We start from the raw sequence: 14,822 nt of genomic DNA, 5'->3' as shown, positions 1-14,822 counted from the left end.
TTTCTATTTATTGTATGTTGGAGCATTTTTTGGAACTCCTCCATATTTGACATTTTTATAAAAATCATAGGTCATTGTTTCATCGCTATTCAAAAGTTGCCCATTAATTACTTTTGCAATAAAAACTGTGTGTGTTCCAACATCGATAGATTCAATAACTTTGCAAATGAGCCATCCAATAGAATTTTCAATAACGACTGGAACATCATCAACAATTTCGAAATTGATGTCTGTTAATTTTTCTTCTGTATGGCCTGACTTAAATCCTAGTTTACCAATAAATTCGAGTGAAGTTTTCTTAGATAAGATTGAAACAGAAAATTTCTTTTCAGCTAAAACTAAATCCTGTGTTAAATTTTCTTTGTGAAGACTAATTGAGATAGTTTGAGGTTCAGAACTTATTTGCATTATTGAATTTGCAATTTGTGCATTTTTCTTTTCGCGTCCAGCACCTACTGCGTAAACTCCATAACTTAGTTTGGATAAAATTTTTTTAGTCATAAATGGATGAGAAGTTAATTGTTTTTTTATATTTATTTATTATTTTGGTGTGATTTCAAATTTATTTTGGTCTGTATGGTCTTGGTTGATTGGGAGTTAGTAATCTTGGTCGAGTTAGGGCAGGAATTGTTCTCCAATCTTGGTGTGCCAAATATTGCCCTGTTTGAATTATTTCTGCGGCTTGAGTTGGAGTTATTCCTTGTCGTCTCATTAGTGCTAAGTTTTTAAGGCCAGTAAGTATTGCTGGTACGTCTTGTTCTGCAATGTCAATTCCTGTTGCAGCAGTTATTTCTTGAAGAGTACTTCTAGCACTTGCAACTGTTAGTGTAACTTCGATTGGTCTTGCAGCGCCATAAGTTTTTTCTGAACCATAAACTTCAACTCCTCTTTTAAGTCCACTTCTAACTCCGTGAACATGCATTCCTGATGAATGAATTTGAACACCTTTATCTGCTGGTTTAAGTCCGCCAGTATACATTTTTACTAAGTCAGTAACTGCGTGAAGTCTATCATAATCAACATCATTAACTAGATATCCTCTTTCTTTTAATGCTTCAAGAACTTCTTCAGTTGGTGCATTTCCTGCAGCTCGTTCTCCAATTCCAGTAAGTACTGTTGAGATTCCTGCAGCACCTGAAAGGATGCCTTCAATTGTATTTTCAACTGCAAGTCCTGAGTCGTTGTGGCAGTGCATAAGTATTTTGGCTCCAGTATCGATTACGAGTTCACTAATTATTGATCCTGTCTCACTTGGAGTTGCAATTCCATTGGTGTCGCAATATACGAAGTAATCTACTAGTTGTGATGTTGCTTGAATATAATTTTTTAGAAATCCTAAATCTGCACGGGACGCATCTTCAAGTGCTAGTCCAACTTCAACTTGTCTTGTGCTAGCGCCATAATTGGTTGCTGCAGTTATTTCTCGTAGTGTTGAACTTAAGTTTTTTTCAGCAGTTAGTCCTTTGGCGTGCATTAATTCTTCGGATACTGAGCTTATTGTAATAACTCTATTTCCTCTTGTTAGGCAACCTGAAATATCATCTGCGTGCATCCTTGTTGCTTGTGTTATTGGAATTCCTTCACGAATTAATTGTGATGCTACATCTGCGTGCATTTCGTGCATCGCAGGCATTATGTCAATATTAAAAATAGCAGGGCCAATTGATGCTATTGCGTGTGCTAGTTCTAGCATTTCAGGTTGATTGAATGATACTCCTCGATAGTCTTGTTGTCCATCGCGTAGCACTTCTTCTGATATTAGTAAATCTAGGTGTTCCATTTTTTTCTGATCTCAACAAATAATTTCGTTTTATTTTTTTTAGAGCTTTTGACAGAGTTTCGAGGTTATATTTAAGGCTTTGGGTTTGGTCTCGTCGAGAACAATAATTAAAGCATTTCTACTGAGGAGTAAAAACTAAATCCAAACATTTATAAGTTATTATTGAATTTTAAGGGTTAATATAATTTTATAAGTTGATTCAGGGGGCTTTGAAATTCGTGCAACATAATGGGTGGAACGTATCACAAATAGAGCATCAACATAACATCGAAACAGATGTTTGTATTCTTACTGATTTAAGAGATATTCTTGTAGCTCATGATTTTGATCCTGCAAAGGTGGGTATTTTTATTGGGAATTATTTTCCAAAAGCAAAATTAGAAGAATTAATTGCTAAAGATCAAATTCCAATTACGAGAGAAGAACTCGATTCGGGTATTTTTTTATTTGATCAAGATGAAGCTGAAAAACGAGATATAGTTTTTTATTCTGTTGGTAGTTCTGCGAGAGGAACTTATCTTCCTGCCAAATCAGATACTGATATCGATATGGTTCTTATGAATGAAGAGTCAATTAAATTCAAACAAGTTATCGCAGATACTATTCTTAGGCATGTTCCAGCAGTGGATCAGTTAGGTCGTAAAGGGTCTGATTTTGATGATCAACCAAGAATGGCATATACGTTTAGGTCTAGTGGGCGAGTTGATTTAAGCATTCGCCCAAAATATGATGTGAGGACTCTAGATTATATTCTTTCTATGGCTGGCTGGACTGATGAGATGAAATATGAGATTCGTCGTGCAAAACAATTTTTTGTTTCAAAAGGAGTTTATCATCGTTCTAATCATGGTCTTAATGGAATCACTGTTGAGCGTTTAATTCAAGAATATGGTTCATTAGAACTTGTTTGTGAAAAAATTATTGAAGTAGGACTTCCAAAAGATTTAGCTGGCACTCCTTCAAAAAAAGATGTTGTGCCAATTGATGAATCTGGGTTTGAAATTAAATTTCCAAATAATGATGAGGGTAGTAAAGGAATTATGAATTGGTGGGTTAGTCAAAATCCTAAAATGTGGCAAAGAATTGTTCTTGCAGCTCACGATTTCACTAAAGATGAAAATGCAGGTTGCATAAAAAATAACCTTTTTAATTATAGGGATTTAGAATTAGATTATTTGAGTGATCCTGATTGGTTTGTTTTTCCAGTAAATACTAGGTTAGATCATATTAAGGATGTTGAAAGAATTATTTTTGAAAAAGCAAAAGAATATTTGACATCACATCCTGATAGGATTGAAGATTTTGAAATTTATTCTTGGAAAGATCAGTTAGGAATTGCATTCAAACCAAAACGTAGATTTGAAGATCAATCATTTGAGTCTTGTGTTGATGAACAAATAAAATTTTTCAGAAATCATTTGTTTGCGAACTTAAATGAATTTATGGCTTATCCTGATCCTGACAATTTTGCAATTAGGCCTGCGGGTCAACTTCGTCGTCATGGACATAAAAAAACAGGTCCCAAATATGTTTTATTAACATCAAATCCTAGATATAAAGAGGTATTAACTCAAATATTTGGTGATCCTGCTGCAACTCCTAAAACTCTTGAACATGCAGGGTTAAGAGGTGAAGCTAATTTTTTAGTTTTGCCGGGTGCAGTTCCAACAGAAGTAAATTCTATTGGGCAAAATATTGTTCGTTACTCATTTGAAGATGGTTTTGAGTTTGATCTTATTTGTTGTAGTGGTCAAACTAGCGCAATGAAGTGGGCAGAAATAGGTATTAGTTTTGGTGCTGAATATATTGTGGCACCTGGAATTTGTGGTAGTTTAGTTGATGAACTCCCTCCTGGAAGTGTAGTTTTAACAGGAGAATTTGCGAGGTTAGATCGTAAAGGAGATTTTATGGGTACTGATCCAACATCATTTTATGTGGCGCCATTAAATAGGACGCGGCCTACTTCAAGTCCAATTCTTCAAGATCATTTAATTTCTGCTTTAAACGAACGAGGTTTATCATGGGATGTTGGTAAGTGTGCGACAATTCCTATTTATTATCAAACCGATGCACTTATTCGTCGTGCAAGGGATGAAGGTTATGCGACTATTATTGATGAAGAAGATACAAATGTTGCGGCAGTGGCAGGTTTTAGAAGTGGTAAGTTAAGTCTTAATGATGGTGGGAGAGTTCATTTTTGCGGGCTTCATTTTGTTACTGATGTTTATTTGCGTGGTGGCGGGCATCATGATCTGAGAGGAGATTATACTCGGCGAGATAATAATACTTTGCAGATAGTTGATGTTTCAGTGACTGCACTTCATGAGTTATATTTAAAAAAATTGCAAGCAGGTAAAGCTGGTGATTGTTGTAAAAGATAATTAGGTCTATTTTAATATTAAATAATAAAATAATAAAAAAATTATTGAAAAATAATTATTAAAAACTAATTTTAAAAAAATATGTGAAAAATGGCGGTTACGTATTCGTGTTGTTTGGAAGCGAAAGATGTTTTAGATCTTAATTTTGATTTAGCTAAATTTAGTGGAGTTAATGTTCAACTAAATTTTTATCATGGCTTTCCAAAAAATCATGATGCAATTTTAGATCAACTTGGACAAAATGATATTTCTGTAACTTCAATTCATGCACCAACTGTTGCTTTTTCTGATCCTGAGTTTTTTCACCTGATTAAGGCAATGCAAGATATTTACGAAGTTAGTACAATTACAATTCATCCTGTTAAAAGTCCGAAATCTGATTTAGTTCAAATAAAATCTGCTGAAATGAATGCGCTTCTTGATTTGGAGGGACAACTTACAGATTCTGATGTGCAAATTTGTTTAGAAAATTTTCCTTCAAGAGGGAGAAATGGAAATGATCAAAGGTGGGTTTATGATCCATTAAGTTTATTTGGGCTTGCATGTGTTATGCCTCATTTAGGAATTACTTATGATATAAGTCATACTGTAGAAGGTATTGACTTACTTACTGAGTTTGAATTGGTTTCTTCAAAAGTTGGTGTTTTGCATTTGAGTAATAGAATTATTCCTGATAATTCGGATGAAAAATGGCAAGTTCATCTTCCTTATCGTCGAGGGAGTCTTATGGCACCTCAATTAGTTGGTTATTTGAGCTCTACTAAATTTCAAGGAGAAGTTGTTTTAGAGTATGATGCAAGATTTATGGATAAAATGCTTTTAGATTACCAAGAATTAACTGAAGTAACAAAAGATCCTTAATCATTTAATGTTTCGTGAACAACGGCGAGTTCTAATGGGCAGTATTCAAATCCTTTACATTCTTCAGGTATTCCACAAGAATAAGTGCATGTTTGAAGTATTTGTGCTTCGCGTATTTCAAGTTGTTTTCTGAATGTTGCAGCATATCCTGCACCGACCCAATGTTTAATTGCTGCATCGATTGTTACTGGATGACCTAATTCAGTTGCGAGTGTTGTTTGATATTCTTCAACTTCTCTTAATTGATAGGCAATGCCAACTTTGAATGGTAACATACAGATCAAAAAATGAGTGTATGATTTTCATATTTAAACTTTATTAATATTTTAAGTTCTATGAAAAAAATAAACCTGTTCTTTGTGTGGCATTCTTTTTTCCATTGGCCTGTATATCATTGTTTCTCCTGGGATTGTAATAATATTTCTTGCAGGATAGTTTGATAATAATGTTTGATAAACTGTGTTTGCATGTTGAGGTTTAACGCAGCCTAAAAATTCAAACCCTGCAGATTCCAAATCTTTAACTACTGCCCATTGTCTTGCACCGCTTAAAGTTAAATTATTGCGAGTCGTTAAAGCAGATCTCATAAAATGCACTGTTGGCTCATATTGCTGTTTAACAAATAGTTCTTGAGTTGTTGGACTAAGTTTTATTCCAAGTGTTATTGCTAAATCGCCTATATTGCTTGCTGTTGCTAGTTTATTCATTTTTCCTTCACCCTAAGTATGAGTTTGAGAACTAGGTACTTAAGATTGCTGATATCAATAATATGCTAAAAATGAGAAAAAAAATAAAATTTAAAAAAATAAAAAATTTTAAAAACTCATATGCTAAAAGAAAATTTTATTCTTCTTTTAAAACTGCTTGTGCTGCTGCAAGTTTTGCAATTGGAACTCTAAATGGTGAGCAACTTACATAGTCAAGTCCTACTTTGTGGCAGAATTCAACAGATGATGGTTCTCCTCCATGTTCTCCGCAAATTCCAAGTTTCAAATTACTCTTTACGGATCTTCCTTTTTCAACAGCCATTTTAACTAGTTGTCCAACTCCTGTTTGATCTAAAACTTGAAATGGATCTTTTTCTAAAATTCCTTTTTTAACATATTCAGGTACGAAATTTCCAACATCATCTCTTGAAAATCCTAAAGTCATTTGTGTTAGGTCATTTGTTCCAAAGCTAAAAAATTCTGCTTCTGCTGCAACTTCGTCTGCGGTTAATGCTCCTCGAGGAACTTCAATCATAGTTCCAACCATGTATTTCATGTCAATTCCTGACTCTGAAATGATTGCATCTGCAATTTTTACCACTACTTCTTTTTGGTTTTTATATTCAGTTACATTTCCAATTAATGGAATCATAATTTCTGGAACTAAATTTGTACCTTTTTCCTTTTTTACTTCGAGCGCTGCTTCAATTATTGCTCTTGTTTGCATTTCAGTAATTTCTGGATAGGTAATTCCGAGTCTACATCCACGGTGTCCAAGCATTGGATTTACTTCATGTAAACTTTCAATTTTTTCATTTAGTTTTTCAACACTAACATTTAATTCTTCAGAAATTAATTTAATGTCTGCTGCGTCTTTTGGTAAAAACTCGTGTAGTGGTGGATCAAGTAATCTAATTGTTACTGGTAGATCTCCCATTACTTCGAATAATCCTTTGAAGTCTGCTTTTTGATATGGTAATATTTTAGCCAGAGCTTTTTTACGTCCTTCAAGATCTGCTGATAAAATCATCTCGCGCATAGCTTTGATTCTGTCACCTTCAAAAAACATGTGTTCAGTTCTACATAAACCAATTCCTTCTGCTCCAAACTTAATTGCAACAGTTGCATCTTTTGGTCCATCTGCATTAGTTCTTACTTTTAGTTTTCGAACTTCATCAGACCAACTCATAATAGTTCCAAAGTCTCCAGTTAGTTCGGGATCGTTTGTTGGAATTTTATCAAGGAATAATTCTCCAGTAGTTCCATCAAGTGTTATGTATTCTCCTTCTTTGATTTGTTTTCCCGCAACTTCCATGTATCCTTCTGCTTCATGAACAATAACATCAGAACATCCTGCAATACAACATTTTCCCATTCCTCTTGCAACTACTGCTGCATGAGATGTCATTCCTCCTCGAGAAGTTAAGATTCCTTGTGCTGCATTCATCCCAATTAAATCTTCAGGACTAGTTTCAGTTCTTACAAGTACTACTGTTTTTCCTTCTTCTGCCCATTCGTTTGCTTTGTGTGAATCAAATATTACTTGTCCAACTGCAGCTCCAGGGGACGCTGGAAGTCCTGTTGCAACTGCGCTAAATTTAACCTTTTCTGCAGGATCTAGTTGTTTGTGCAGTAATTGGTTAAGTGCATTAGGATCAATTCTTAGTAGTGCTTCTTTTTTATCAATTAGTCCTTCGCTTACCATATCAACTGAGATTTTTACAGCAGCAGCTGCGGTTCTTTTTCCATTTCTTGTTTGTAAGATGTATAACTTACAGTCTTGAATTGTAAATTCCATATCTTGCATGTCTTTGTAGTGTGTTTCAAGTTTTTTGTAAATTGCAACAAGTTCGGAGTAAGCTTCAGGCATCACTTCATTTAGTTGGGATATTTTTTGTGGTGTTCTAATTCCTGCAACAACATCTTCGCCTTGTGCATTCATTAAGTATTCTCCGTAGAAAATATTTTCACCAGTTGCAGGATCTCTTGTAAAACAAACTCCCGTTCCTGATGTATCACCCATGTTTCCATATACCATTGCTTGTACATTTACTGCAGTTCCAAGAAGTCCTTTAATATCATTTAATTGTCTGTATAATATTGCTCGACTATTATTCCATGATGAAAATACTGCTTCAATTGACAATTTTAATTGTTCCATTGGATCTTCTGGAAAATCTTTTTCAGTAGTTTCTTTAACCATTGCTTTGTATTCATTAACTAATTCTTTTAAGTGTTCAATTGTTAAGTCTGTGTCAAGCTTTACTCCTTTTTCTTCTTTTTTTGCGTGAAGAATTTTTTCAAAGTTGTGGTGTGGTACTTCCATTACAACATCTCCAAACATTTGAATAAATCGTCTGTATGAGTCAAGTACGAATCTTTCATTTCCTGTTTTTTGAACCATTCCGTCAACGATTGTAGAATTAAGTCCTAAGTTTAGTACTGTGTCCATCATTCCAGGCATTGATGCTGCAGCTCCACTTCGAACTGATAATAATAATGGGTTTGTTGGGTCTCCAAATTTCATGCCCATTTTTTCTTCAACAAGTTTGATTTTTTCTTCTACTTCTGCAAGCATTCCTTCTGGAAATTTATTGCTTTGAGAAAATTCGTGGCATGTTTCGGTAGTGATTGTAAATCCGAATGGTACTGGAATTCCAATGTTTGTCATTTCAGCTAGGTTTGCACCTTTGCCGCCTAATAATTCTTTCATGTCTTTTTTCCCTTCTGAGAAATCGTATACATATTTAGTCACTTTTATTCACCCCAATAATTGGTTATTTTATTTATGATTTTAATCTATGTTGGAGCGCTTGGATCTGATTTATATAATTTATGGTGCTAAATTATGGAAAAAATATTTAAATAACTTATCTTATCTCAGGTGAATAGTGATTGGTTTCTATATTATTTGAGTTTGTTCTATATTCTAGTTTTATTTTCTTATTTTTTTGTATTTTTTGTGGTGTAACACTCACTTTTTCCGGTTTTTTCTATTGAAAATTAATTAATGAGTTCTAACTCTATTAGATTTATCAAAAACTTAATAAATAAGTTGAACTTATTCAAACTAAGGTGATATTATGGTTCAAGCTTTAGTTGAATTAAGTCAAAATACGAACAGGGTGTTAAATATAATAAAGGCAAAGTATGAGTTGAAGGATAAAGGTGAAGCTATAGAAGCATTAGTTTCTGAGTATATAGAATTAAAACAAGAGCCTGAGTTAAGACCTGAGTACGTAAAGAAACTTAAAAAGATTATGCGAGGAAAATATGTTTCTGGCGAAAAGCTCGAGAAAGCATTACGAGAAATATAAAAAAGTATGCAGTGAACAATTATTTAACAAAATTATTAAACTCAAGAAAAAAGATATTTCTCAGTATGTAAAATTAGAAAAAAAGATTTGTGGGATAATTAATGATCCTTTTCATAATTATAAATTTCTGCGTCACGATCTGAAAAAATTTAATCGAGTTCACTTAGGCCATTTTGTCCTCATTTTCTTTATAGATCACAAAAATAAACAAATTATTTTTGGTGACTATGCACATCATGATGAAATCTATTTGTAACTCTCACTTTTTTTCTTCAAATTTTGGGATGGTTCCGATTGTAGTTTTGTCGATATTATTCCAAATAACAATTAGTATTATTCCAACAATCTTAGAAATAAAACCAGCAGGATCATTAAATAATCTTAACTAAAAAAACTAAAAATCCGACACTAAGTTTTAAACAAATAATCGACATTATCCCAACAAAGAAAACTTAAAATATTCGATCAAAAACAAAAAGTTCTAGCTTAAATAAAATGCAAAACTTTTAATCAAAACTTAAATTTAACAAACAATAATTTCTGCTAAAAACTTCTAAGTCTTAAAACCTTTTAGCATTGATTAAAGAAATAATTATTTTCAATATAGAAAAAATACACATTGCTAAAATATTTTAATCAAAAAATCAAGGATACTTAGTTTTTCCAGTACTAACAATTAGAATTTTTTTATTCTTTGGCACTTTATTTTTCCATTGCAAAAACAATGCAAGTCCAGAAATTCCTGAAGGTTCGCAATTAATTCCTTGTGTTTTAGCAATAGTTATAGCTTCATCTAAGTATTTTTCTTTTATTAAATGAACTTGGGATTCTGATCCACAAAATCCTGCATGTCGATACAATCGTATCCATTGCTCGTCGAAATGAACAAACGGCAAGTGTGGAGAATATAATTTATCTGCTTTTGATTTTGGGTTATTAGTTGTGGCACCCAAAAAATGACAGTTTCTTAATTTTTTCAAATTTCCTTTGAAACGTGGATCATGATCTTTCGTTGAAACTTCCTTTTTATTGATGTTTAAAACATTTTCAAATAAATTTCCAGTTCCAAATGGGATAAAGCAATAGTCAGGTGACGAATTAATTATTTCATAACTTAGCCAGTCATAAAATCTTGTGGTTGGATCAAGTGCTTCGCTTGAAGTTATGTCAAATCCGTTGGGATTGTGAGTTAGTGTTAGTATTTCTTGCCAATGAAGTGATTTTTTGCTTAAATTTGTTTCATAGATTTCACAACCAATTTTTTTCATAGACGTTAAAACTTGGGGATTCATATTTGCATCTGCGAGTACTTTCAAATTAGGTAAATTATATTTTTTTAATTGTGATTGAATTGCAACTGCAGCGCTTCCTGAAGAAATAATTGACATTGCAGGTATTTTTCCTTTAATTTGTCCTCTTTTTTTAGCGAGCAAGAAATCTCGGTAGGTTACGATGATCTCCCAAGCCATTCGATCTTTATGTGTGCCTGTTGGATTGTGACTTTCATCTTTTAACCATATATTAGAAAAACCTTCAACTTTTATTTTGTATGTTGGTGTTGCAGGAAATTTTGGATCATCTGCTGGAAACTCTGGGTTGTTAGGATCATTCTCAGATGCGATTACTATTGATTTTAATATCTGTTCTTCTTTCTTAGTCAATGACATATTGTTTAGATCCAATTTTATTTATATAAATATTTGTCTTTTTAAGCCTAAAACTTCTAATCAATAACTAAATATTGTTGGACTTAAAACATTTAAGAAATAATTAAATTATTTTGCTTCCCATCACATCTTGGAAAAAAACAACTTCTCCTTTGTAAAGTACTTGTTCGCGTCCAACAAAGTATTCCCAAGTTCCTTCGAAAATAAATCTATATTCAAAGTCGTCTTCACTAAATCCATGAAGTCCTCTGAATGGAACATCTTCTGTGCAAGAATCTAGTGCTTTTTTTAAAAATCCATAAACTTGAGAAACAAAGCATTCATCAAGTCCATCTTTTGCTTTGCCTTGATAACTCATGCACCAAATGGGTTCGTCATTCAAAAATACAACTTCTCTGCCTGGAGCCCATAAATGTCCTGCATAAGAATCTTCATAACTTAAACTTCCTTCAACATATCGGTAACTGGTGTGACCTTTCATTATTTCTACTTTATTTTTTTCTCTGATTTCTTTTGGTGCTGCATATGTATTTCTATGTGCTTTGTGAATAAATGGTAGTAATTGTTCTTTTGTGATTTTCATCTAAATTATTAACCTATTTAACTATAAATTCCTTTCGCTTATTTTTCTACATTTTTTCCACACTAGTTCCTGTTCCAAACATTATGGGTATTGTTGTCGAAACTTTCTCGAACAATTTCATTAACTACTAAAAATTGGCATCGAACACTACATTCGTATCAGTAAACCTGGGTTCTCCAATCAAGACCCCTCAAACTCAGTTTTCTAAATTTGTCGCGATAATCCCTAAATTTTGGGCATCATTCCATAACTTCCATGCGCAATTTGGGATAGTTCCATAATTTGCCATTTTTCAAAATATCTAAAATTCGAGATAGTGCCGAATAATTGATCAATCTAAAAAAATACTTAATTTTTGAAAAAAGAACGCTTTTTTAGCCATATAAAACCATTAATTTGCAAAAATTTACTCTCAGAGCGCCTAAATCTGATTCTGCTAAAAAAATTTAATCAATTCTTAAATGTTATATAGCAAAATTTATAAAAATGTTTTTAATTCTTTTTTTAACAGGGGTGAAACTCAAGAATGAACTATAAAAAGAAACCAATGCATTTTAGAAATTTTTTATCAGTACCATTTATTTGGGGTATGGTTCTACCAATTCTTATATTAGACATTAGTTTAGAAATATATCATCACTTTTGTTTTAGGTTATATGGCCTTCCAATTGTTCCAAGATCAAAATATATTAAGATTGATCGTTACAAACTTTCTTACTTAAAATGGTATGAGAAAATTAATTGTCTTTATTGTGGGTATGGTAATGGTCTTTTCGCATATGCATGTAAGATTGCTGCTGATACTGAAACTCATTGGTGTGGCATTAAGCATAAAGATCTTCCAAAAGATTTCAAAGAGCCTGCACATCACAGAGATTTCACAAAATATGGTGATGAAAAATGTTTCAAAAAAAAGTATAAAAAAATTTTATGAATTATCTGCGAGGTGTTGTAATTCCATTTGAGCATAAACTTTTTCTGATACTGTTTTAATATGTGATTCATAAACTTCATGAATTTTTTCTGCAGCAAGATTCATAACTAATTTTGCTTCTGAATTGTCAAATGGTGTTTGAACTGAGGCTAATTCGACTGCGCCATATGTTAGTGCTCCAGTAAGTACTGCAATAATACTTGATGTCGCAAAATCTGCGCCTAAGCCATATGAAATTAGTCCTGAGGCAAGTGTTGCGAATGCACCTAATGCTTGACTAATATATTTTTTCTCAGTTTCTTCATGAGTTTGGTCTGAGTTAATTAACTCAATCTTCGCGCGTACTGCGGATTCATTGGTAGGATCAGAAATATCTAGTAATCTATACATCCCTTGTTTGTGTGAATAGATTCTTTGAGTGTATTTTTTTAATAATCCGTCAATGCTTTGATCTGGATTATCTAGATGTGTCAAAACGATTGTTTCAACCGCGTCTTCAATTTTTTGTTCTAATTTGTTAGTTATTTTTCGTGTAGTTTCACGCATTAATTCTAAGACTTTTTTTGTAGGCCTTGCATTAAACATTTTTACCCCTCTGTGTTTTTTTTTACAATCTCACTCTCTTTTAATAATTATAATTGATGTTATTAATTTTATATTTTGTTAAAAAAATTATGTTGTATCTTTGCCGTCTGCGACATATCTTTTTTCAAACTCAACAATTTTTTCTTTTACTTTTTGTTCTACTTGTTTGTGATGTAATTTGTAAATATTATCTACGCCATGCAACCAACTTTTTTTTCTTTCATTAATTTTTGATCTGTACATTGCAAGTCCAAAACCTATCAAACCAATTACGCCTCCAACGACAATTCCTGCGCCCAGTCCTCCAAACGCTGCGTACCAAAAACTATTTGTAAGTATGTCAATAAAAACTCCTCCTCCAAATACTGTTCCAAGTCCGGTTACTGCGGCACAACCTGTGGCAATAACTGCTCTATCGTCCCCATATCTATTAACTTGAGGGTATGCATCTTTCAAAACAGCACTTTCAGCATTTAATCTTTGTTCGTATGAATTTATGATTTCTTTTGCTGCTTCAGAATTGGGTGTATCTTGAATTAATTTGCAAAGGCTATTTGCATCACTCTCGATTCTTAATTCTAATTCTTCATATAATTCGGTTAAAACTTTATCAAGTCCTTTGACATTTTTTGCTATTGGGTGTTTTATTTCCATTTTTGGTTTTATGCGGCTAATTCGTTTGTTCCATCGTTGACATATTTTTGTTCAAACTGAGTCATTAATCGATATGCTTGTTGCTCGACTTGAAGTTTGTGCAAATTATATACATTATTTGTAGATTCCATCCAGTCTTGTCTTTGTTGTATTCTCTCGCGAGTCTTTTTTCGGTGATTAAGATATATTGTGGGTGCAATTCCTGCAATTGCCAATCCTATTCCTAGTCCGCCGGTAATTGCATAACTTAATAGTTGTGTTACGTGCCAAATAAATAATCCAGAACCTAATGTTGCGCTTGAACTGCTAATTACGCCTACTCCGAATGCCGAATCTGGCTCATTTGTTTTTTCTTGTTTTCTTGTTTTGTAAGGATTTCTCAGATAAACTAACTGTTTTTCTGCATTAATTTTCCGTGCATATGATTCAATTAATTTAGAAATATCTGACGTGGTGGCCCTTTCAACAATTTGTTGAGCTTCTAATTCTATTCGCAAATCTAATTCTTCTGAAATTTCAAACAGTATTTTATCAAGGCCTTTTTTTGTTGCAGATATATCTATTGATTTCATATTTCGTATTTTCCTCAATTTAAGATCCCCTTTGCCCTTCTTTCAATAATATTTAGTTAAAGTCTTTGATAAAACTTTTCACTCATTTTCAGTTCATATTAAGAAATGAGCCCTTATAAATTTTACTATGAAAAACGCAACTCGCTAATTTTCATTCAGTTTTTTCCTTCTAGTGCTAAGTTTTTCATAAATACTTTTTATAATTTATTTGGTTTAATACAAATTAAGATTTTAGAGGGAATGTGGTCGGGATGCTGGGAGAGGTATAAAATATGAATCTCCTCCTGTTATTGGGGGAATCAAAGATCCATCACAGTTAGAGCAAATAATTCACAAAGAAGAAGAAAATGGTGGTGTAAGAAAAGTTACCAACTTATATTTCAAACCTAAGTTCTTTGAAAAAAGTGGTAAGCTCTATAAATATTTAGGAGTTAGATATTTCAAAAAATTAGTTATGAATACTTTTGGTAGGTTAACGCGTAAAAGTGTTCCTTCCAACTATCGTGTTGGTACTAATCGTTCAATATCTGATTTGAAAAAATATGAAGTGGGAACAAGACTTAATGAATTAATTCACGCACCTCAAATAATTTGGAATGCGTATGAATTAGTTCAGCATGTTTCAAATGGCAACACTGGCAGTGCATTTTACTGGGGAGCGTTGCTTTTTGTTAACACGTATTGTACTTTACTTCAAAGATACAATCGTGCTCGAGTTTACAATACTTTAGAGCAGAAAGGTCTTGATGTTTAGTTTACATATCTTTGATAAATTTTTTTT

15 protein-coding genes are annotated in these 14,822 nt (G+C 32.8%); 5 read left to right on the top strand and 10 right to left on the bottom strand.

The genetic code is table 11. From position 1 onward, the window contains the following. Nucleotides 1-3: 3 nt before the first annotated feature. Nucleotides 4-501, bottom strand: a complete 498-nt coding sequence (locus HN587_02870) for a flavin reductase (protein ID MBT7902778.1) — start codon at nt 499-501, stop codon at nt 4-6. A gap of 61 nt (nt 502-562) precedes the next feature. Beyond that, nucleotides 563-1,780 carry a hypothetical protein gene (locus tag HN587_02865; protein ID MBT7902777.1) on the bottom strand — a complete coding sequence of 406 codons (1,218 nt, stop codon included), beginning with the start codon at nt 1,778-1,780 and terminating at the stop codon, nt 563-565. A gap of 218 nt (nt 1,781-1,998) precedes the next feature. Here HN587_02865 and HN587_02860 point away from each other — a divergent pair, with 218 nt between their 5' ends. After that, a complete protein-coding gene (locus HN587_02860) occupies nt 1,999-4,161 on the top strand; it encodes a hypothetical protein (GenBank protein ID MBT7902776.1) in 2,163 nt (720 codons plus the stop codon). 90 nt (nt 4,162-4,251) lie between these two features. Continuing rightward, complete coding sequence (locus HN587_02855; GenBank protein MBT7902775.1) at nt 4,252-5,022, top strand: sugar phosphate isomerase/epimerase; 771 nt, start codon at nt 4,252-4,254, stop codon at nt 5,020-5,022. Here the strand turns inward: HN587_02855 and HN587_02850 are convergent. The 3 genes from HN587_02850 to HN587_02840 form a co-directional block, all read right to left on the bottom strand. Further along, nucleotides 5,019-5,297, bottom strand: a complete 279-nt coding sequence (locus HN587_02850; GenBank protein ID MBT7902774.1) for a hypothetical protein — start codon at nt 5,295-5,297, stop codon at nt 5,019-5,021. The genes HN587_02855 and HN587_02850 overlap by 4 nt on opposite strands. 51 nt (nt 5,298-5,348) lie before the next feature. Further along, complete coding sequence (locus HN587_02845) at nt 5,349-5,729, bottom strand: hypothetical protein (protein MBT7902773.1); 381 nt, start codon at nt 5,727-5,729, stop codon at nt 5,349-5,351. 136 nt (nt 5,730-5,865) lie between these two features. After that, entirely contained in the window at nt 5,866-8,490 is a 2,625-nt protein-coding gene (locus tag HN587_02840; GenBank protein MBT7902772.1) for a pyruvate, phosphate dikinase, read from the bottom strand. Nucleotides 8,491-8,812: 322 nt separating this feature from the next. Here HN587_02840 and HN587_02835 point away from each other — a divergent pair, with 322 nt between their 5' ends. Further along, entirely contained in the window at nt 8,813-9,046 is a 234-nt protein-coding gene (locus tag HN587_02835) for a DUF2683 family protein (protein ID MBT7902771.1), read from the top strand. 644 nt (nt 9,047-9,690) lie between these two features. Here the strand turns inward: HN587_02835 and HN587_02830 are convergent. Together HN587_02830 and HN587_02825 are read right to left on the bottom strand one after the other, a co-directional pair. After that, nucleotides 9,691-10,713: a PLP-dependent lyase/thiolase gene (locus tag HN587_02830; GenBank protein ID MBT7902770.1), complete on the bottom strand. Its 1,023-nt coding sequence runs from the start codon at nt 10,711-10,713 to the stop codon at nt 9,691-9,693. A gap of 103 nt (nt 10,714-10,816) precedes the next feature. Then, nucleotides 10,817-11,296: a hypothetical protein gene (locus HN587_02825; protein ID MBT7902769.1), complete on the bottom strand. Its 480-nt coding sequence runs from the start codon at nt 11,294-11,296 to the stop codon at nt 10,817-10,819. A 526-nt stretch (nt 11,297-11,822) separates the two neighbouring features. Between HN587_02825 and HN587_02820 the strand changes: the two genes are divergently transcribed. Continuing rightward, entirely contained in the window at nt 11,823-12,230 is a 408-nt protein-coding gene (locus HN587_02820) for a hypothetical protein (GenBank protein MBT7902768.1), read from the top strand. On the opposite strand, the gene HN587_02815 is transcribed toward HN587_02820, so the two are convergent. The 3 genes from HN587_02815 to HN587_02805 all read right to left on the bottom strand — a co-directional run bounded on the left by HN587_02815 (nt 12,225) and on the right by HN587_02805 (nt 14,041). Next, entirely contained in the window at nt 12,225-12,815 is a 591-nt protein-coding gene (locus HN587_02815; GenBank protein ID MBT7902767.1) for a hypothetical protein, read from the bottom strand. The two genes, HN587_02820 and HN587_02815, sit on opposite strands and share 6 nt — an antisense overlap. Before the next feature lie 87 nt (nt 12,816-12,902). Continuing rightward, nucleotides 12,903-13,469 carry a hypothetical protein gene (locus HN587_02810; GenBank protein MBT7902766.1) on the bottom strand — a complete coding sequence of 189 codons (567 nt, stop codon included), beginning with the start codon at nt 13,467-13,469 and terminating at the stop codon, nt 12,903-12,905. Nucleotides 13,470-13,477: 8 nt separating this feature from the next. Further along, entirely contained in the window at nt 13,478-14,041 is a 564-nt protein-coding gene (locus tag HN587_02805) for a hypothetical protein (GenBank protein ID MBT7902765.1), read from the bottom strand. Nucleotides 14,042-14,495: 454 nt separating this feature from the next. On the opposite strand from HN587_02805, the gene HN587_02800 reads away from it, so the two are divergent. Next, complete coding sequence (locus tag HN587_02800) at nt 14,496-14,795, top strand: hypothetical protein (GenBank protein ID MBT7902764.1); 300 nt, start codon at nt 14,496-14,498, stop codon at nt 14,793-14,795. Nucleotides 14,796-14,822: the final 27 nt, after the last annotated feature.

It is taken from the genome of Candidatus Woesearchaeota archaeon (genome assembly GCA_018675335.1).
GTDB lineage: Archaea > Nanobdellota > Nanobdellia > Woesearchaeales > UBA11576 > JABJCP01.
The sequence above is the reverse complement of the archived record's forward strand: the minus strand, read 5'-3'. Positions and strand labels throughout refer to the sequence as shown.